The following is an 18,191-nucleotide window of genomic DNA, read 5'->3' on the forward strand; positions in this document are numbered from 1 at the left end:
GGCCGGGCGCCGCTGCGGATCCGGTCAGCGGCGGGTGACCCGGTCGACGGCGTGCAGCACCGCGGCGTGCCCGTCCTCGGCGGCAATCCGGGCCGCGAGGTGCCGGGCCCGTTCGGCGTACGTGGGCCGGTCGAGCACCGTGCGGATGGCGTCGGCCAGCCGGTCGGCGGTGAGCCGTCGGGCCGGCAGCGGCTCGGCGGCGACTCCGAGACGCGTCAGCCGGGCGGCCCAGAACGGCTGGTCGGCGATGAGCGGCACGGTCACCGCCGGCACCCCGGCCCGTAGCCCTGCGGCGGTGGTGCCGGCTCCCGCGTGGTGGACCACCGCCGCCACCCGGGGCAGCAGCCAGTCGTGCGGTACGTCGCCGACCGCGAGGACGCCGTCGTCGCTGACTGGGCGGGCGCCGTCGTAGCCGACCCGCAGCCCGCCCCAACCGGCCTGCACGATCGCGCGTACGCCGGCCCGGCGCAGCGCCGTACCGATCAGTGTCGGAAGTGACGCGTCGAGCACCGCCATGCTGCCGAAGGTGATCAGCACCGGCGGCGGGCCGGCGTCCAGGAATCCGGTCAGCTCCGGCGGGGGAGTCCAGTGCGGATCGGTGGCCGGCCACCAGTAGCCGACGACCTCCAGCCCGGGGCGCCAGTCGGCTGGTCGGGGGAGCACGCTCGGACTGAACCCGTGCAGCACCGGCCAGCCTGAGCGCCTGGCCTGCCGCAGCAGAGCGGCCAGCGGGACCGGCGGCAGGCCGAGCCGGTGGCGCAGCCGCCGCGAGGAGTGGTCGTACGCCCGGGCACTGGCCGCCTCGGCGCCACGCCCCAGCGCCCGGTTGCCGACCGGCCCGAAGGACCGGTCGCCGAGCAGCACCGGCGGGAAGTCGCCGGTCGGTGCGACCGGTTGCAGGAAGACCCCGATGCTCGGGATCGCGTGTCGCTGTGCCACCGAGTAGCCCAGCGGCGCGGTCGTGGTGGCCAGCAGCAGCACATCGGCGTCGGTGCCGACGTCGGCCAGCCCGGTCGCGAGGTCGTCGAGGTAGCGCCGGCCCTGCCGGACGAACTCGGCGGTGCCGCGCAGCCCACCGCCGAGCCGGTGCAGCCGCCGCCCGCCGGGGGTGAGTTGGGCGGCGTACGGGTCACCCGGCAGCGGCCGGAAGTCGAGGCCGCTGCCGGTCACCAGCGCGTCGAAGGTGCCGTGGGTCGTCACGGTGACCCGGTGGCCGGCGGCGAGCAGTGCCTGCCCCAGCCCGGTGTACGGTGCGACGTCGCCCCGGCTACCAGCGGTCACGATCTCTATCCGCACCGCGGGCTCCGACGTGCTCCGGACCGGCCGGACACCGGCAGGGTCCGGGTCACGCCGGCAGGTCGACGAAGTGTTCGACCACCGGCGGCGCGGCGAAGTACGGACCGATCAGTTCCCGCCACCGCAGGTACCGGTCGGTGGCGCGGAAGTTCTGCTCGTGCGCGTCGACAGAGTCCCATTCGACCAGCAGTACGAACCGGCTGGGACTCTCCACCCCCCGGGTCATCCGCACCGACCGGCAGCCGTCAGTGGTGGCCAGCAGGTGGCGGCCGGCAGCGTACGCTGCGGCGAAGTCGGCTTCCCGGCCGGGCTGGACATCGACCAGCGCGATCTCAAGCACCATGGCGGCAGCCTGCCACACGGCTGCGCCCGGACCGGCCCGAGGGGCCGGCTGAGGCCGGCGTGCCACCGCTTCGAGAACCATCTAGCCTCCTAGGACGCCTTCAGAAGTTGTGCTTGTCGTCACCGGTGACCCGCCCGGTGTGTCGTTTGCCCGGTAGTTGCGCGACAATGACGCAGGAGGAGGGGAGTATTCCCTCGCGCTGGTGTCGTCAGCACGGTTGGACCGCATGGTGGACCGACCCGGCACCTGCGGTCGTCGTCCCCGAAGCAGACAGTTCGGTGGATGGTGGCGGAAGAGACCTCCGTCAGTCACTGCTGTGCGCATCTCCACGAAGACCGGGGCAGCCCGTCCCGGTTCCGGTCGGCGGTGCCCTGTGTCTGCCGGAGGTCCGAGTGAACATCCCAGCCTGGGTTTGGCTGGTCAGCCTGGTCGTACTGACCGCGGTGCTGATCGCCGACCTGTTGATCATCGTCCGGCGGCCGCATGAACCGAGCATGCGCGAGTCAGCCGGCTGGACCGTCTTCTACATCGTGCTCGCGGTGATCTTCGGCCTCGGGGTGTGGGCCACGTCCGGCGGGCGGTACGCCGGCGAGTTCTTCGCCGGCTACGTCACGGAGAAGAGCCTTTCCGTCGACAACCTCTTCGTCTTCGTGATCATCATGGGCCGGTTCGTGGTGCCCCGGAAGTACCAGCAGAAGGTGCTGCTGGTCGGCGTCGTGCTGGCGCTGGTGCTGCGAGGCGGGTTCATCGCGGCAGGCGCCGTGCTGATCTCCCAGTTCTCCTGGGTGTTCTACATCTTCGGCGCTTTCCTCATCTACACTGCGATCGGTCAGCTACGCCAGCCCGAGACGACCGACGAGTTCTCCGAGAACGCGGTGATCCGGTGGAGCCGGCGGGTGCTGCCGGTCTCCGGCTCGTACGACGGTGGGCGGCTGACCACGGAGACCGAGGCCGGCCGGCGGATGTTCACGCCGATGCTGATCGTCATGATCGCGATCGGCGTCACCGACCTGATCTTCGCGCTCGACTCGATCCCGGCGATCTTCGGCATCACCCAGGAGCCGTACCTGGTCTTCACCGCCAACGTCTTCGCGTTGATGGGGCTGCGGCAGCTCTACTTCCTGCTCGGCGGCCTGCTGGAACGGCTGGTCTACCTCAGCTACGGCCTGGCTGTGGTGCTGGGCTTCATCGGGGTGAAGCTGGTGCTGGAGGCGTTGGCCGACAACACCCTGTTCTTCGTCAACGGTGGCGATCCGGTCGGCTGGGCACCGCACATCCCGATCTGGCTGTCGCTGACCGTCATCTTCGTGACCCTGCTGGTCACCACGGTGGCCAGCCTGGTCAAGACGTCCCGGGACCGTAAGCGGGAGCTCGCCGACATCGTCAAGTGACCGACACCGCCGGTGGAACCCCCGTGCCGAGGGCTCCCACCGGCAGTGCGGTTCAGCTCTGGTGCTTGCGGCGGGCCGCCGCCCGGGCCCGTGCGGTCTGGTCGAGGATCACCTTGCGCAACCGTACCGCCTCGGGGGTGACCTCGACGCACTCGTCCTCGCGGCAGAACTCCAGCGCCTGCTCCAGGGAGAGCTTGCGGGGCGGCACCAGCCGCTCCAACTCGTCGGCGGTCGACGAACGCATGTTCGTCAGTTTCTTCTCTTTGGTGATGTTGACGTCCATGTCGTCGGCGCGGGAGTTCTCGCCGACCAGCATGCCCTCGTACACCGGGGTGCCCGGTTCGACGAAGAGCGAGCCGCGTTCCTGCAGGTTGAACATGGCGAAGCTGGTCGCCACGCCGGTCCGGTCGGCGACCAGTGATCCGGTGGGCCGGGTCCGCAGCTCGCCGAACCACGGCTCGTAGGACTCGAAGACGTGGTGCAGGATGCCGGTGCCGCGGGTCTCGGTGAGGAACTCGGTCCGGAACCCGATCAGCGCGCGGGCCGGTACCAGCCACTCCATCCGGATCCAACCGGTGCCGTGGTTGACCAGCTGCTCCATCCGGCCCTTCCGGGTGGCCAGCAGCTGGGTGATCGCGCCCAGGTACTCATCGGGGGCGTCGATGGTCAGCCGCTCCACCGGCTCGCAGACCCGTCCGTCGATCTCCCGGGTGACCACCTGCGGCTTGCCGACGGTCAGCTCGTACTGCTCGCGGCGCATCTGCTCGACCAGGATGGCCAGCGCCAGCTCACCACGGCCCTGCACCTCCCAGGCGTCCGGGCGTTCGGTGGGCAGCACCCGCAGCGACACGTTGCCGATCAGTTCCCGGTCCAGCCGGTCCTTGACCAGCCGGGCGGTCACCTTCGACCCCTTGACCTTGCCGGCCAACGGTGAGGTGTTGGTGCCCAGGGTCATCGAGATCGCCGGCTCGTCGACGGTGATCAACGGCAGCGGGCGGGGGTCGTCCGCGTCGGCCAGGGTCTCGCCGATCATGATGTCCGGGATGCCGGCCACCGCCATGATGTCGCCCGGGCCGGCGGCCTCGGCGGGCTTGCGTTCCAGTCCCTCGGTCATCAGCAGTTCGGAGATGCGGACCTTCTGCAGGCTGCCGTCGGTGCGGCACCAGGCGACGGTCTGGCCCTTGCGGATGGTGCCTTGCCGGACCCGGCACAGCGCCAGCCGGCCCAGGAACGGCGAGGCGTCGAGGTTGGTCACGTGCGCCTGCAACGGCGCCTCCGGGTCGAAGGCCGGTGCCGGGATCGTCTCCAACAGGGTACGGAACAGTGGCTCCAGGTTGTCGCTGTCGTCCGGCACCGCGCCGCCGGCCGGCTGGGTCAGCGAGGCGACGCCGTCGCGGGCGCAGGCGTACACGATCGGGAAGTCGATCTGGGCCTCGTCGGCGTCGAGGTCGAGGAAGAGTTCGTAGGTGTCGTCGACGACCTCTTTGATCCGCGCGTCCGGCCGGTCCACCTTGTTGATCACCAGGATGATCGGTAGCCGGGCCTGCAGTGCCTTGCGCAGCACGAACCGGGTCTGCGGCAGCGGCCCTTCGCTGGCGTCGACCAGCAGCACCACGCCGTCGACCATGGTGAGGCCGCGTTCCACCTCGCCGCCGAAGTCGGCGTGCCCCGGGGTGTCGATGATGTTGATGACGACCGGGTCGCCCTGGTCGGGCACGTAGCTGATCGCGGTGTTCTTGGCCAGGATGGTGATGCCCTTTTCGCGCTCCAGGTCCATGGAGTCCAGCGCCCGGTCGGGCAGTTCGGCGCGGGCGTGCAGCTGGCCGCCTTGGCGCAGCATCGCGTCAACCAGCGTGGTCTTGCCGTGGTCGACATGCGCGATGATGGCCACGTTACGGAGATCGGAGCGGGTCTGCATGCTCCTATCCTCCGGCATCGGCGCGCCGGCCCGGCATCGGGTCGGCCCTGGCCGGCTTCGGCGTCGGGTCGGCCCTGACCGGCACCGGCTCCGGGACGCGGTGGTGGCCGAGCGCGCTCGGCCACCAGAACCGTCGGCCGAGCACCATCGCGATCGCCGGCACCAGCAGCGTCCGGACCAGCAACGTGTCGAGCAGTACGCCGAACCCGACGATCACCCCGATCTCGGTCAGGGTGACCAGCGGCAGCACGCCGAGGACGGTGAAGACCGCGGCGAGCAGGATGCCGGCGCTGGTGATCACCCCGCCGGTGACGGCGAGCGCGGTCCGCATGCCCTGCCGGGTGCCGTCGACGGCCGCCTCCTCCCGGGCCCGGGTGGTGAGGAATATGTTGTAGTCGACACCCAGGGCGACCAGGAACAGGAACGCCAGCAGCGGCACGCTGGTGTCCAGCGCCGGGTAGCCGAGCACCTGGGTGAACAGGGTGGTAGCCGCGCCGACGGCGGCGAAGAAGGTGGCGACGACCGTACCGACCAGGATCAGCGGCGCGACGATCGACCGGAGCAGCACGATCAGCACCGCCAGCACCACCACGAGCACCAGTGGGACGACGACCCGCAGGTCACGCAGGGCGGCGTCGCGGGTGTCCAGGTTCGCGGCCACCGAGCCGCCGACGAGGGCGTCGGCGGCTGGTACCGAGTCGAGCGTGGCCCGCAGGTCCCGGATGGCGCGGTAGCTTTCCGCGCTGTCCGGTTCGGCGCGTAGCACCACCTCGACGACGGCGAGGTCGTCGGTGCCGCCAGCCGGTCGGGCGCTGGTGACTCCGTCGACCGTTTCGGCGGCGGCGAGCACCGCGGGTGCCTGGGCGGCATTGGCGACGACGATCACCGGGTCGGCGGCCCCGGGTGGGAAGGACCGGGACAGGGTGGCCAGCCCGTCGATGGATTCGGCGCTGACCCGGAACTGTTCGGTCTTGCTCAGCCCGATCCGGGCGTCGAGCAGGCCGGTGGCCAGCACGGCGAGCAGCAGCAGTGACCCGGCGAGCACGGTGCGGGGTCGGCGGCTGACCAGGGCGCCGGCCCGGGCCCAGATGCCGCTGCGGGTGGGGTCGGGCTGGCCGGGGCGGGGGACGAACGGCCAGAACAGGCCACGTCCGCAGACGGACAGGGCAGCGGGCAGCACGATCAGGCCGTACAGCATGGCGGTGGTGATGCCGACGGCGCCGGCGACGCCGATCGCGCGGTCGTTGGCGAGTACGGCGGCGAGCAGGGTGAGCAGGCTGAGCACGACGGTCAGGGCGCTGGCGGTGATCGCCGGCCCGGCGGAGCCCAGCGCGCGGCGCAGGGCTCGGCGGCGGTCGGGTTCGCGGCGCAGTTCCTCGCGGTAGCGGGCGATCAGCAGCAGGGCGTAGTTGGTGCCGGCGCCGAAGACGAGGACGTCGACGATGCCGGTGGTGGAGGGGTCGATCCGCAGGTCGACGGCGCGGCTGACGATGGCGATGAGTCCGTTGCTGACCACATCGGCGGTGCCGACCACGGCGAGCGGCACCAGCCACAGCCAAGGGCTGCGGTAGGTGATCAGCAGCAGTGCGGCGACGACGGCGACGGTGGCGGCGAGCAGGGTGACGTTGGCGCCGTCGAAGGCGGCGGCGACGTCGGCGGTGAAGCCGGCACCGCCGGTGAGTTCGGCTTTGGCGCCGGTGGGAAGTCCGGCGCGGGCCTCGGCGCGGAGCCGGTCGACGACTTCGCCGAGGCGTTCGATGTCGATCTCGGCGGGTAGTGGGACGGCGACCAGGGCGGCGGTGCGGTCGGGGGCGTACACCGGTGGGCCGACGTCGCCGACGGCGTCGCGGGCGAAGGCCGCGCGGTCGGCGGTGATCGCGGCGTCGTCGTCGGCGGTCAGCGGGGCACCGCCGCGGGAGTAGACGACGAGGGCCGGGTTGAGCTGCCCGCCGGGTAGTTGCCGGCGCAGTTCGGCGACCTGGACGGACTCGGCGGAGTCGGGCAGCGCCCCGGTGGGGTCGTCACCGGTGCGGGGGTCACCGGCGAAGCCGATCACCACGGCGGAGAAGGCCGCTGCGGTGAGCAGGACCAGCCAGGCGGTCCACCGGCCGCAGATGATGCCGGTGAGCCGGGTGCCGAGCGGTGTGGGCATGTTTGCACCTCGTTCGTCGCCGATTGGGCGGGTACCAAATCTCACGGCCATCCAGTATCTCGTTCATCAAGACTATAGCCGGGCTGGGATAGGGTCGTGTCAGGACATGGATCGGAGGGCACACGGTGGGCGCCGGTGTATGGGGGACCCGGCCGAGCGGTCGGCCAGCGGTGGTGGCGGAGATCATCCGCCGGTTGCGCAGCTACACCGTCGATGCCGGCCACGTCGGTCATGCCTTCGCCGCGCTGCACGACCTGCACGCCACCGACCTGCAGGCGCTGATCGCGGTGATGGACGCCGAACAGAGCGGCGAACCGATTACCCCGGGCGGCCTGGGCGCACACCTCAACTTGACCTCCGGCTCGGTCACCGCACTGGTGGACCGGCTGGAGCGGGCCGGACACCTCTACCGCGACCGGGACCCGGACGACCGGCGCAAGGTGCGGCTGCGGTACGCGGCCGAGGGTGCCACCCTGGCCCGCGAGTTCTTCGCCCCGCTGGGCCGGCGTACCGACGCCGTGATGGCCGACTTCACCGACGACGAGTTGGAGACGGTCCGCCGGTTCCTGACGGCGATGGGCGAGTCAACCCGGGAGCACCGAGACGAGGTGCGCGCGGCCGCCCGGGACGGTGGCCGTGGGCGCTGACGGCGTAGCCGGCGGCCGGCCCGATCGGCGGCACGGTGTCGCCGGCCTGCGGCGGTTCGGGATCCCGGGCCTGCGGCGGTTCGGAACCGGGGGTCCGTCGCGGGTGCGGATCCGGCGCGACCTCGCCGTGCGGACCCGCGACGGGTTGCGGCTGCGGACCGACCACTATCGGCCGGTGGGTGCGGGCACCGCGCCGACCGTGCTGATCCGGACCCCGTACGGTCGAGGCGGTCCGGTCCGGCTGCTCGGTCTGCTGTTCGCCCGCCGTGGCTGGCACTGCGTCGTCCAGTCCTGCCGGGGCACGTTCGGGTCCGACGGGCTGTTCGAGCCGCTGCTGCACGAGCAGGCCGACGGGCTGGACACCCTGGAGTGGCTGCGCCGGCAACCCTGGTACGACGGCCGGCTCGGCACCTTCGGCATCTCCTACCAGGGCTTCGGGCAGTGGGCCACGGCCGCCCACGCCGGCGACGACCTGCGGGCGATGGTCGCGGTGGTCACCGCCGCGCAGACCCGCGACTCCACGTACGCCGGCGGGGGCTTCTCGCTGGACACGGTGCTGACCTGGGCGGAGCTGATGTCGGCCCAGCAGGTGCCGTGGCTGAGCCGCCAGCGTGAGCTACGCCGTGGCCTGCCCCGGCTGACCGCAGGTCTGGCGCACCTGCCACTGGCCGAGGCCGACCGGGTCGCGACCGGCGCCACCGTGCCGTTCTTCCAGGAGTGGCTCACCCAGCACCGTCCGGCGGCACCGTACTGGCTGCCCCGCACCTTCCACCGCGAGGTCGCCCAGGTCCGGGCCCCGGTGTCGATGGTGACCGGTTGGCACGACATCTTCCTGCCGGCCCAGTTGGCCGACTACGCGGCGTTGCGGGCGGCCGGCCGGCGGCCCCGGCTCATCGTCGGGCCGTGGACGCACGGCAGTCCCGGACTGTTCGTCACGGCGTACCGGGAGGCGGCGGAGTTCTTCGCGACCCATTTCGGCGAGGGGCCCGCCGCGTCCGGGCACCGGCCGGTGCGGGTGCACGTCGCCGGGGCCGGGTGGCGTGACCTCGCCGACTGGCCGCCGCCGGTGACGACCACCGGGTGGTACCTGTGGCCGGGCGGTCGGCTGGGCCGGTCGGTGCCGCCCCGGTCGGCGCCGGACCGGCACCGCTACGACCCGGCCGCACCGACTCCGGCGGTGGGCGGGCCGATGCTGATCGCCCAGCACGCCGGGGTGCGCGACAACCGGGGGCTGGAGGCCCGCCCGGACGTGCTGACCTACACGAGCGGGCCGTTGGACCGGCCGGTGGAGCTGATCGGCCCGGTGACGGCCGAGGTGTACGTCCGCTGCAGCGTCGCGTACTTCGACGTGTTCGTCCGGCTGTGCCGCGTCGACCTGCGCGGTAGATCCTGGAACATCTGTGATGGTCTGTCCCGGGTGGATGGCGAGGCGGGCGGCGAGGTGGTCCGGGTGCCGGTGACCCTCTGGCCGACCGCCTGCCGGCTGGCAGCAGGAGAGCGGTTACGGGTGCAGGTCAGCGGTGGCGCGCATCCGCGGTGGGCGAGGAACCCGGGATCTGGTGAGCCGCTGGGTACCGCCGCGCGGCTGCGGAGCAGCGAACGGTGGATCTTCCACGACCCGCAGCGGCCGTCGGTGGTCTGGTTGCCGGTCACACAGGACTGAGGATCTTCCGGCGGCGGGCCGGTGTCATCCGGCCAGAGTCGGCAGCGACTCACACCCTGCGCATCGTTGCCAATACTCAGAGTTATTCGCCCTGGTCAGGAGCTTGCTAGTCACGCTATTCTCGATACATGGCACCGTCGGGAGGGCGTCGGTCACCAGGACTGACGACACCGGGAGGACCGGAGTCGAGTCGTCGCCGGACGTGCCAGTCGAGGTGAGTCACCGGCCTGGCCAGCTGGTGCGCACAGTGGACCTGATGTCGCGGCGGCGCCCGCACCGGCGAGCGGAACCGCCCCGGTGAGCGGGGCCACCCGGCAGGCGGCGGCCGAGCCGGTCCACGGTCCCACGTTCCTCCGACGTCGACCGGAATCGATCCACCCACCCACCCATCCGCCGGCTGGGAAAGGAGGCACCACCACATGGGAATCTGGACCGATCTCGCTACCTGGCGGGGTCCCACCGTGAACAGCGGCAACGGCACCGGTGCGTTGAACGAGCCGGAGGACCGCCTCGACGCGCACCACGGCATCGTGGTGCACATCGCCGCCGGATACTTCGAGGGCACCATCGCCTGGCAGCGCAACCCCGCGTCGCGGGTGTCGTCGCACTTCGTCGTGGCCAAGGACGGGCGCATCGCGCAGATGGTCGACACCGAGATCCGGGCGTGGACACAGCGGGCGGGCAACCGCACCTGGCTCAGTATCGAGAACGAGGGGTTCCTGCCGGACCGGCTCACCGCACCCCAGCTGGAGGCGAACGCCCAACTGCTGGCCCGATCACACCTCGAACACGGCGTGCCGGTCCGCAACGCGAACAGCCCGCGCGAACGCGGACTGGGCCACCACAGCATGGGTGCCGAGAACGGCTTCGACTGGGGACACAGCCAGTGTCCCGGTCCGGCAATCGTCGCTCAGAAACCGACGATCGTCGCCCGAGCAGCGCAGATCGTCACCGCGATCCGACCGCCGGTACCACCCCGACCACGATGGATTATCGACGACCTCGACGACCCGGGAGACACCGTCATGTACCTCGTGCAGTGCACCATCCAGACCCCGAACCCGATCTACGTCGTGCACGACAGCGGCAAGGTCCGGCACATCGGGCCCGCCGAACTCGCGTTCCTGCGCAGCCTCAGCGGCGAGGACGAGGTGCCCACCATCACCGAGTCCGACCCGGCGGCCTGCTCCCGGTTGCTGGCCGAGGCCCGGGTCGCCCAGGGCTTCCTGCAGAACTGAGCGGTCGGCGATTGGGTTCGGGAACCGGCAGGCGGTTTCGGTCCGGGGTGGTGTGGGTACGGCTGCGGTGTTCACACCCGTTGCGCCCGTACCGTGAGGAGCGAACGATCATGGCCGACCAGCACAGCCGGCAGGATCCGACGGAGCAGTACGGTCAGCGGCGGGGGCAGCCGGTGCAGAAGCAGCCGCCACCGGGCACCGGGGTCAGGATGGACCCGCCGCCGGACCACGGCGAGGAGAGTTACCGCGGCTCCGGCAGGTTGACCGACCGGCGGGCGGTGATCACCGGCGGGGACTCGGGGATCGGTCGCGCGGTGGCGCTCGCGTTCGCCCGGGAAGGTGCCGACGTCGTGCTGTCGTACCTGCCGCAGGAGGAGCGCGACGCCCGGGAGACGGTCCGGCTGGTCGAGTCGGCCGGCCGGCGGGCGGTGCCGGTACCGGGCGACATCACCACCGAGCATCAGTGCGTGGAGCTGGTGCGACGCGCCGTCGAGGAGCTCGGCGGCATCGACATTCTGGTCAACAACGCCGGGTACCAGATGGCGCAGGAGAAGGGGATCGCGGAGATCTCCACCGAGCAGTTCGACCGGGTGCTGAAGACCAACCTGTACGCGTTGTTCTGGATCTGCAGGGCGGCCGTGCCGCACATGCCGCCGGGGTCCAGCATCATCAACACGTCGTCGATCCAGGCGTTCGATCCGTCGCCGTCGTTGTTGGACTACGCGACCACCAAGGCGGGCATCGTGAACTTCACCAAAGGGCTGGCGGCGAACCTGGTCGACCAGGGGATCCGGGTGAACTCGGTGGCGCCCGGGCCGGTCTGGACGCCGTTGATTCCGGCGACCATGCCGCCGGAGGCGGTGGGCAAGTTCGGCACCACGTCGCCGATCGGTCGGCCGGCGCAGCCGGCGGAGCTGGCCCCGTCGTTCGTCTTCTTCGCCTCGCAGGAGTCCAGCTACACGACCGGCGAGGTGCTCGCCGTGACCGGCGGTCGCCGCACGATCTGACCGTCGCCGCGTCGCCGCGTCGCCGGTGACGGGTCACCAACCGCGGGTCCGCCACTGTGGCAGCGCCGGACGCTCGGCACCGAGCGTGGAGTCCTTCCCGTGACCGGGGTAGAACCAGGTGTCGTCGGGCAGCCGGTCGAACAGCTTGCGCTCGACGTCGTCGATCAGAGACAGGAAGTTGCGCCGGTCGCCGCGGGTGTTGCCGACCCCGCCGGGGAACAACGCGTCGCCGGTGAACAGGTGCGCCACCCCGCGCGGATCCCGGTAGAGCAGGGCGACCGAGCCGGGCGTGTGCCCGACCAGGTGGACGACCTCCAGTTCACAGTCGCCGACCGCGACCCGGTCGCCGTCGGTGATGGTGGCGGTGACCAGGGGCAGCCCGTCGGCGTCGGCCGGGTGGGCGAGCGAGGCGGCCCCGGTCGCGGCGGCCACCTCCTCCAGCGCGACCCAGTGGTCCATGTGCTGGTGGGTGGTGACCACGGCGGCGAGCCCGGCCGGCCCGATCAGCTCCAGCAGCCGGGGTGCCTCGTTCGCCGCGTCGATCAGCACCTGCTCGCCGGTGCTGGTGCAGCGCAGCAGGTAGGAGTTGTTGTCCATCGGCCCGACCGCGATCTTGGTGATGGTGAGCCCGGTCAGCTCCCGGACGTCCGGCGCGCCGCCGACGGTGACATCTCCCTGGTAGGGCACCGGAACCTCCTGCTGGTCGTGGCTGGGCGGAATTGGCTTTCCCCGGCTGCCGTCAGAAGGCTACCGTTGCCGTGACGCGTCAGGCAGAGCTCTCCGGAGGGAGGTGGTGGTGACCGTGACTGTCCCCTGCGGTCCGTCCGCCTCTCCTTCCCACCGGGGTCGTCCGGCCGGTCCGGCCGGCGGGCACCCCACGACCTGACAAGGGTTCCCATGACGTTCGATCTCGCGTCCCTCGGCTGGGACGCCTTCCACGACCGTGCCCTGCCGGCTCCCGACACCGACCACCAGCCCGGCCGGGTGGCCCGGGTGGACCGCGGGGTGTGCACCGTACTGGTGGCCGACGGACCGATGCGGGCCAGTGTCGCCGGCGCGGTCCTCACCGCCGCCGCGTCCGACCCGGTGGCCCTGCCCTGCGCCGGCGACTGGGTGCTGGTGCGGACCTGGCCGGACGAGCGGACCACCGTCGAGCAGGTGCTGCCCCGGCGGACCGCGCTGGTGCGCCGTACCGCCGACAAGGACTCCACCGGGCAGGTGCTCGCCGCCAACGTCGACACGGCCGCCGTCGTCGAACCGATGCACCCGGCACCCGACCTGGGCCGCATCGAACGCTTCCTGGCGTTGGCCTGGGAGTCCGGCGCCGAGCCGGTGGTCCTGCTGACCAAGTGCGACGCGGTGGCCGACCCGGCGGCGGTGGGCGACCAGGTGTCCGCCGTGGCACCGGGCGTACCGGTCATCGCGGTCAGCGCGCAGCGCGGTGACGGCATCGACGAGGTGTCCCGGCTCGCGGCGCCCGGCCGCACCCTGGGGCTGCTGGGGCCGTCCGGGGCGGGCAAGTCGACGCTGGTGAATGCGCTGGCCGGCACCGAGGTGATGGGGGTGCAGGCCATCCGTCGGGTCGACGGCAAGGGCCGACACACCACCACCTACCGGGCGCTGATCCCGATCCCCGGCGGCGGGGCGGTGCTGGACACCCCGGGCGTACGGGCGGTGGGTCTGCTGGACTCCGCCGACGGCCTGGATGAGGCGTTCTCCGACGTGGCCGAGCTCGCCGCCGCCTGCCGGTTCGCCGACTGCGCGCACAGCGGTGAGCCGGGCTGCGCGGTGCGTGCCGCGATCGAGTCCGGCGACCTGCCGGTGCGCCGCTGGGAGAGTTGGCAGCGCCTGCAGCGGGAGGTCGCGCATGAGATGCGTCGCCGGGACGCGCGGCTGGCCGCCGCCGAGCGGGCCAGGTGGAAGCGGATCTCGAAGGAGAACCGGGCACGTAACCGGCAGCGGTGACGCCGGGTCAGCGGCCGGTCGGGTGTTCGCGCAGCCAGTCGTCGACGGTGTCGCCGCGGACCGCCGCGTACAGGTCGGCCGCGGCCGCGTCGTCGGGGAACACGACACTCTGCCCGGCCTGCTGACCGGTGCCCGCCGACGGCGAGGTGAGCATGGTCAGGTCGGTGCTGCGCAGCTGCCGCAGCGCCCACACCGTGTCGAACACCGAGGTGCCCTCGTCCACGGTGACCGCGTCGGCGGTGGCGCGCAGGAAGTCGTCGAGCCGGCCCGGGCTGGTGAGCAGCCCACTGCCGCTGGCCTGGTCCAGCACCGCCGCGATGATCTCCTGCTGGTGCCGCACCCGGGTGAAGTCGCCGTCGGCGAACTGCTTGCGCTGCCGGGCGTAGTCCAGCGCGGTGTCGCCGTCCATCTGCTGCAGCCCGGCGGTGAACTGCCGGTATGGCGGGTGGACCGAGGTGAACGACTCGTCGACGGCGAGTTCGATTCCGCCGACGGCGTCGATGATCTCGGCGAAGCCGGCGAAGTCGATGAGCACCACGTGGTCGATCCGGACCCCGGTGAATCCCTCCACGGTCTGCACCAGCAGCGGCGTCCCGCCGGTCGCGTACGCGGAGTTGATCTTGTCTTGGCGGCCGTCGCCGCCGTCCGGGTCCGGCACCCGGACCCAGGTGTCCCGGGGGATGGAGATCATCTGTACGCCGCCGCGGTCGGCCGGCAGGTGCGCCAGGATGATCGTGTCGGTGCGGGAACCGGAGGTGTCCGGATCCCGCGAGTCGCTGCCGACGATCAAGAAGTTCCTCGCCTGCTCGACGGCCTTGACCGGGCGTTGCGCCTCGGGCAGTGCGGTGAAGATCTCCACCTTGTCGACGTGCGACTCGACGGACCGGGCGTACAGCCACCCGGCGGCGGCGGTACCGCCGACCACCAGGATCAGCGACAGCCCTGTGACGAGCAGGGCGAGACGCAGCCAGCGGCCGCCACGGCGGCGGGAGGGCTGCTGCCCTGTCGTGCCGGGCGGCGACCCGTCGGTTTCGGGTACGGCCGCGTCGGGTTTGAGATTCGTATCGAGCATGACTCTCGCATCGGGCGTAGCGTTCGCGTCGACCGTGGCGTCGGAGACAGCGTCGGACATGGGACCAGAGGATACGGTGCCGCTGACCGGCCCGACATTGCCGGCTTGGTCGGTCCTGCCGGCCGGGTGGCAGCGGGGGCCGACCCGTCCCACCCCCCGATCGGACGGGCCGGCCCGCTGACACGTGGAGGAACCCCCTGCTCCACGCCAGGTCAATGGGTGACTTGACCAGTATGTGCAGTATGCCGGCCGATCCGGCCCGCCCGGGCGGTATCGGCGGGACTGGTTCCGGGGTACCTCGATCGGGTGACGACGTGTGTCGGGCAGAGTTGTCGGAGCCTGGGGCTACAGTTGCCGGGGCGTCGGCCAGGTCAGCTACAGACCACTGGCTAGAAGCGACGAAAATGACGATTCAGACACCCGACCAACGCAGATCTTGTGAGCCTCTACGGGAGCAGGCGGACCGTGGCCGACCGATTGATCATCCGTGGCGCGCGTGAGCACAACCTCCGCGACGTCAGCCTTGACCTGCCACGTGACGCGCTCATCGTGTTCACCGGGCTGTCCGGCTCGGGCAAGTCGAGCCTCGCGTTCGACACCATCTTCGCCGAGGGACAGCGGCGCTATGTCGAGTCGCTGTCGTCGTACGCCCGGCAGTTTCTCGGCCAGATGGACAAACCGGACGTCGACTTCATCGAAGGGCTGTCTCCGGCGGTCTCCATCGACCAGAAGTCCACCTCGCGCAACCCGCGGTCCACCGTCGGCACGATCACCGAGGTCTACGACTACCTGCGGCTGCTCTTCGCCCGGGTCGGCGAGCCGCACTGCCCGGTCTGCGGCGAGCGGATCTCCCGACAGACCCCGCAGCAGATCGTCGACCGGGTGCTGGCCATGCCCGAGGGCACCCGGTTCATGGTGCTCGCCCCGGTGGTGCGCGGGCGCAAGGGCGAGTACCTCGACCTCTTCGCCGATCTGCAGGCCAAGGGGTACGCCCGGGCCCGGGTCGACGGCGTGGTCCACCCGTTGACCGAGCCGCCGAAGCTCAAGAAGCAGGAGAAGCACACGATCGAGGTGGTCGTCGACCGGCTGACCGTCAAGGCCAGCGCCCGGCGTCGGCTGACCGACTCGGTGGAGTCGGCGCTCGGCCTCACCGGTGGCATCGTGCTGCTCGACTTCGTCGACCTCGCCGAGGACGACCCGGCCCGCGAGCGACGCTTCTCCGAGCACCTGGCCTGCCCGAACGATCATCCGCTGGCGATCGAGGACCTGGAGCCGCGGGTCTTCTCGTTCAACGCGCCCTACGGTGCCTGCCCGGAATGCGTCGGTCTGGGGACCAAGAAAGAGGTCGACGCGGAGCTGGTCGTCCCGGACGTGGAGCGCTCCCTGCGCGACGGCGCCATCCAGCCGTGGTCCGGCGGGCAGACCCAGGAGTACTTCGCCCGGCTGCTGGCCGCGCTCGGCGAGGCGGAGCACTTCGACCTGGACACCCCGTGGCGCAAACTGCCCAGCCGGGCGCAGAAGACCATCCTGTACGGCGCCGACGACCAGGTGCACGTCCGCTACCGCAACAAGTACGGCCGGGAGCGGTCCTACTACACCGGCTTCGAGGGCGTGGTGCAGTGGATCGAGCGGCGGCACACCGACACCGAGTCGGAATGGTCGCGGGAGAAGTACGAGGGCTACATGCGGGACGTGCCGTGCGGGTCGTGCGGCGGCGCCCGGCTCAAGCCCGAGGTGCTCGCGGTGACCGTGGCCGGGCGCAACATCGCCGAGGTGACCGGGCTGTCCGTCGGCGAGTGCGCCGACCTGCTGGGCGGGCTGGTGCTCACCGACCGGCAGAAGATGATCGCCGAGCGGGTGCTCAAGGAGATCAACGCCCGGCTGCGGTTCCTGGTCGACGTCGGACTGGACTACCTGTCGCTGGACCGCCCGGCCGGCACCCTGTCCGGCGGCGAGGCGCAGCGGATCCGGCTCGCCACCCAGATCGGCTCCGGCCTGGTCGGGGTGCTGTACGTGCTGGACGAGCCGTCGATCGGGTTGCACCAGCGGGACAACCACCGGCTGATCGAAACCCTGGTGCGGCTGCGCGGCCTGGGCAACACGCTGATCGTGGTCGAGCACGACGAGGACACCATCCGGACCGCCGACTGGATCGTCGACATCGGGCCGGGCGCCGGTGAGCACGGCGGCCGGATCGTGCACAGCGGGCCGGTCGACGAGCTACTGACCAGCGACGAGTCGCTGACCGGGGCGTACCTGTCCGGTCGCAGGGCGATCCCGGTGCCGGCCACCCGGCGGCCGGCGACGGCCGGCCGGGAGCTGGTGGTGCACGGCGCCCGCGAGCACAACCTGCGCAACCTGACCGTCACGTTCCCGCTCGGCCAGCTGATCGCGGTCACCGGGGTCAGCGGCTCCGGCAAGTCGACGCTGGTCAACGACATCCTCTACACCGTACTGGCCAACCAGATCAACAACGCCCGGCTGGTGCCCGGCCGGCACACCCGGATCACCGGGCTGGACCACGTGGACAAGGTCGTCGGCGTCGACCAGTCGCCGATCGGCCGTACCCCACGGTCGAATCCGGCGACCTACACCGGGGTGTTCGACCACGTCCGCCGGTTGTTCGCCGAGACGACCGAGGCCAAGGTGCGCGGCTACGGTCCGGGGCGGTTCTCGTTCAACGTCAAGGGCGGCCGGTGCGAGGCGTGCTCGGGCGACGGCACCATCAAGATCGAGATGAACTTCCTGCCGGACGTCTACGTGCCGTGCGAGGTCTGCAAGGGCGACCGGTACAACCGGGAGACCCTCGAGGTCCACTACAAGGGCCGCACCATCGCCGAGATTCTGCAGATGCCGATCGAGGAGGCTGCCGACTTCTTCGAGGCCATCCCGGCGATCCACCGGCACCTGAAGACCCTGGTCGACGTCGGCCTGGGCTACGTACGGCTCGGCCAGCCGGCGCCGACCCTGTCCGGCGGCGAGGCACAGCGCGTCAAGCTCGCCTCCGAGTTGCAGAAACGCTCCACGGGCCGGACCGTCTACGTGCTCGACGAGCCGACCACCGGGCTGCACTTCGAGGACATCCGCAAGCTGCTGACCGTGCTGGCCGGTCTGGTCGACAAGGGCAACACCGTGGTGGTCATCGAGCACAACCTCGACGTGATCAAGACCGCCGACTGGCTGATCGACATGGGGCCGGAGGGCGGGCACCGGGGCGGCACCGTGGTGGCCGCCGGCACGCCGGAGGAGGTCGCCGAGGTCGCCGAGAGCCACACCGGGGCGTTCCTGCGCCCGGTCCTGGGCCGCGCCGGCGACGCCGGTGGAGCCGCCGCCGCGTCCGCGCGGGCCGCGAAGGCCAACGGTACGCCCGGCCGGACGAAGAGCCCGACGGCCAGAGCCAAGCGCGGCACTGGTGGGCGCCGGGCGGCCGAAGCCGTCGCACAGCATTGACACAGCTCCCGTACAGCGGCGTCTACGGCTGCGTATGAATCATGGTCCT

General features: G+C 71.4%; 12 protein-coding genes and 1 pseudogene. 7 read left to right on the forward strand and 6 right to left on the reverse strand.

Annotation, left to right across the window (positions count from 1 at the left end):
- Window positions 1–24: 24 nt before the first annotated feature.
- Window positions 25–1,296, reverse strand: coding sequence for a glycosyltransferase (locus tag O7543_RS02045; RefSeq protein WP_281550437.1), 1,272 nt, complete (start codon window positions 1,294–1,296; stop codon window positions 25–27).
- 49 nt (window positions 1,297–1,345) lie between these two features.
- Window positions 1,346–1,639, reverse strand: a complete 294-nt coding sequence (locus O7543_RS02050) for an antibiotic biosynthesis monooxygenase (RefSeq protein WP_278169981.1) — start codon at window positions 1,637–1,639, stop codon at window positions 1,346–1,348.
- Between the two features lie 392 nt (window positions 1,640–2,031).
- On the opposite strand from O7543_RS02050, the gene O7543_RS02055 reads away from it, so the two are divergent.
- On the forward strand, window positions 2,032–3,030 hold the full coding sequence (locus tag O7543_RS02055) for a TerC family protein (RefSeq protein ID WP_281550436.1): 999 nt from the start codon (window positions 2,032–2,034) through the stop codon (window positions 3,028–3,030).
- Window positions 3,031–3,082: 52 nt separating this feature from the next.
- Here O7543_RS02055 and typA read toward each other — a convergent pair whose 3' ends face one another.
- Both typA and O7543_RS02065 read right to left on the reverse strand, forming a co-directional pair.
- Window positions 3,083–4,948 (reverse strand): translational GTPase TypA, encoded by a 1,866-nt coding sequence (gene typA, locus O7543_RS02060; RefSeq protein WP_281550435.1) that lies wholly within the window; start codon window positions 4,946–4,948, stop codon window positions 3,083–3,085.
- 4 nt (window positions 4,949–4,952) lie between these two features.
- Complete coding sequence (locus tag O7543_RS02065; RefSeq protein ID WP_281550434.1) at window positions 4,953–7,100, reverse strand: MMPL family transporter; 2,148 nt, start codon at window positions 7,098–7,100, stop codon at window positions 4,953–4,955.
- Between the two features lie 125 nt (window positions 7,101–7,225).
- Between O7543_RS02065 and O7543_RS02070 the strand changes: the two genes are divergently transcribed.
- The 4 genes from O7543_RS02070 (at window position 7,226) to O7543_RS02085 (ending at window position 11,655) form a co-directional block, all read left to right on the forward strand.
- Window positions 7,226–7,747 carry a MarR family transcriptional regulator gene (locus O7543_RS02070; protein ID WP_281550433.1) on the forward strand — a complete coding sequence of 174 codons (522 nt, stop codon included), beginning with the start codon at window positions 7,226–7,228 and terminating at the stop codon, window positions 7,745–7,747.
- Window positions 7,748–7,793: 46 nt separating this feature from the next.
- Window positions 7,794–9,410, forward strand: a complete 1,617-nt coding sequence (locus O7543_RS02075) for a CocE/NonD family hydrolase (protein ID WP_281555622.1) — start codon at window positions 7,794–7,796, stop codon at window positions 9,408–9,410.
- 419 nt (window positions 9,411–9,829) lie between these two features.
- Window positions 9,830–10,648, forward strand: coding sequence for a peptidoglycan recognition family protein (locus tag O7543_RS02080; protein WP_281550432.1), 819 nt, complete (start codon window positions 9,830–9,832; stop codon window positions 10,646–10,648).
- Window positions 10,649–10,755: 107 nt separating this feature from the next.
- A complete protein-coding gene (locus tag O7543_RS02085) occupies window positions 10,756–11,655 on the forward strand; it encodes an SDR family oxidoreductase (RefSeq protein WP_281555621.1) in 900 nt (299 codons plus the stop codon).
- Window positions 11,656–11,688: 33 nt separating this feature from the next.
- On the opposite strand, the gene O7543_RS02090 is transcribed toward O7543_RS02085, so the two are convergent.
- A complete protein-coding gene (locus tag O7543_RS02090) occupies window positions 11,689–12,342 on the reverse strand; it encodes an MBL fold metallo-hydrolase (protein ID WP_281550431.1) in 654 nt (217 codons plus the stop codon).
- 210 nt (window positions 12,343–12,552) lie between these two features.
- Between O7543_RS02090 and rsgA the strand changes: the two genes are divergently transcribed.
- Window positions 12,553–13,620 carry a ribosome small subunit-dependent GTPase A gene (rsgA, locus tag O7543_RS02095; protein ID WP_281550430.1) on the forward strand — a complete coding sequence of 356 codons (1,068 nt, stop codon included), beginning with the start codon at window positions 12,553–12,555 and terminating at the stop codon, window positions 13,618–13,620.
- Window positions 13,621–13,627: 7 nt separating this feature from the next.
- On the opposite strand, the gene O7543_RS02100 is transcribed toward rsgA, so the two are convergent.
- Window positions 13,628–14,752, reverse strand: coding sequence for an LCP family protein (locus O7543_RS02100; RefSeq protein WP_281550429.1), 1,125 nt, complete (start codon window positions 14,750–14,752; stop codon window positions 13,628–13,630).
- 405 nt (window positions 14,753–15,157) lie between these two features.
- On the opposite strand from O7543_RS02100, the pseudogene uvrA reads away from it, so the two are divergent.
- Window positions 15,158–18,055 (forward strand): annotated as a pseudogene (uvrA, locus tag O7543_RS02105) (excinuclease ABC subunit UvrA); the annotation flags it as partial.
- Window positions 18,056–18,191: the final 136 nt, after the last annotated feature.

This window comes from Solwaraspora sp. WMMA2080 (genome assembly GCF_027497395.1).
Taxonomy (GTDB): domain Bacteria; phylum Actinomycetota; class Actinomycetes; order Mycobacteriales; family Micromonosporaceae; genus Micromonospora_E.

What these genes read in the sequence shown, in the direction of transcription:
- O7543_RS02050 (WP_278169981.1), bottom strand. Translation starts at nt 1,639, where the DNA reads ATGGTGCTTGAGATCGCGCTGGTCGATGTCCAGCCCGGCCGGGAAGCC.
- typA (WP_281550435.1), bottom strand. Translation starts at nt 4,948, where the DNA reads ATGCAGACCCGCTCCGATCTCCGTAACGTGGCCATCATCGCGCATGTC.
- O7543_RS02065 (WP_281550434.1), bottom strand. Translation starts at nt 7,100, where the DNA reads ATGCCCACACCGCTCGGCACCCGGCTCACCGGCATCATCTGCGGCCGG.
- O7543_RS02080 (WP_281550432.1), top strand. Translation starts at nt 9,830, where the DNA reads ATGGGAATCTGGACCGATCTCGCTACCTGGCGGGGTCCCACCGTGAAC.
- rsgA (WP_281550430.1), top strand. Translation starts at nt 12,553, where the DNA reads ATGACGTTCGATCTCGCGTCCCTCGGCTGGGACGCCTTCCACGACCGT.
- O7543_RS02100 (WP_281550429.1), bottom strand. Translation starts at nt 14,752, where the DNA reads ATGTCCGACGCTGTCTCCGACGCCACGGTCGACGCGAACGCTACGCCC.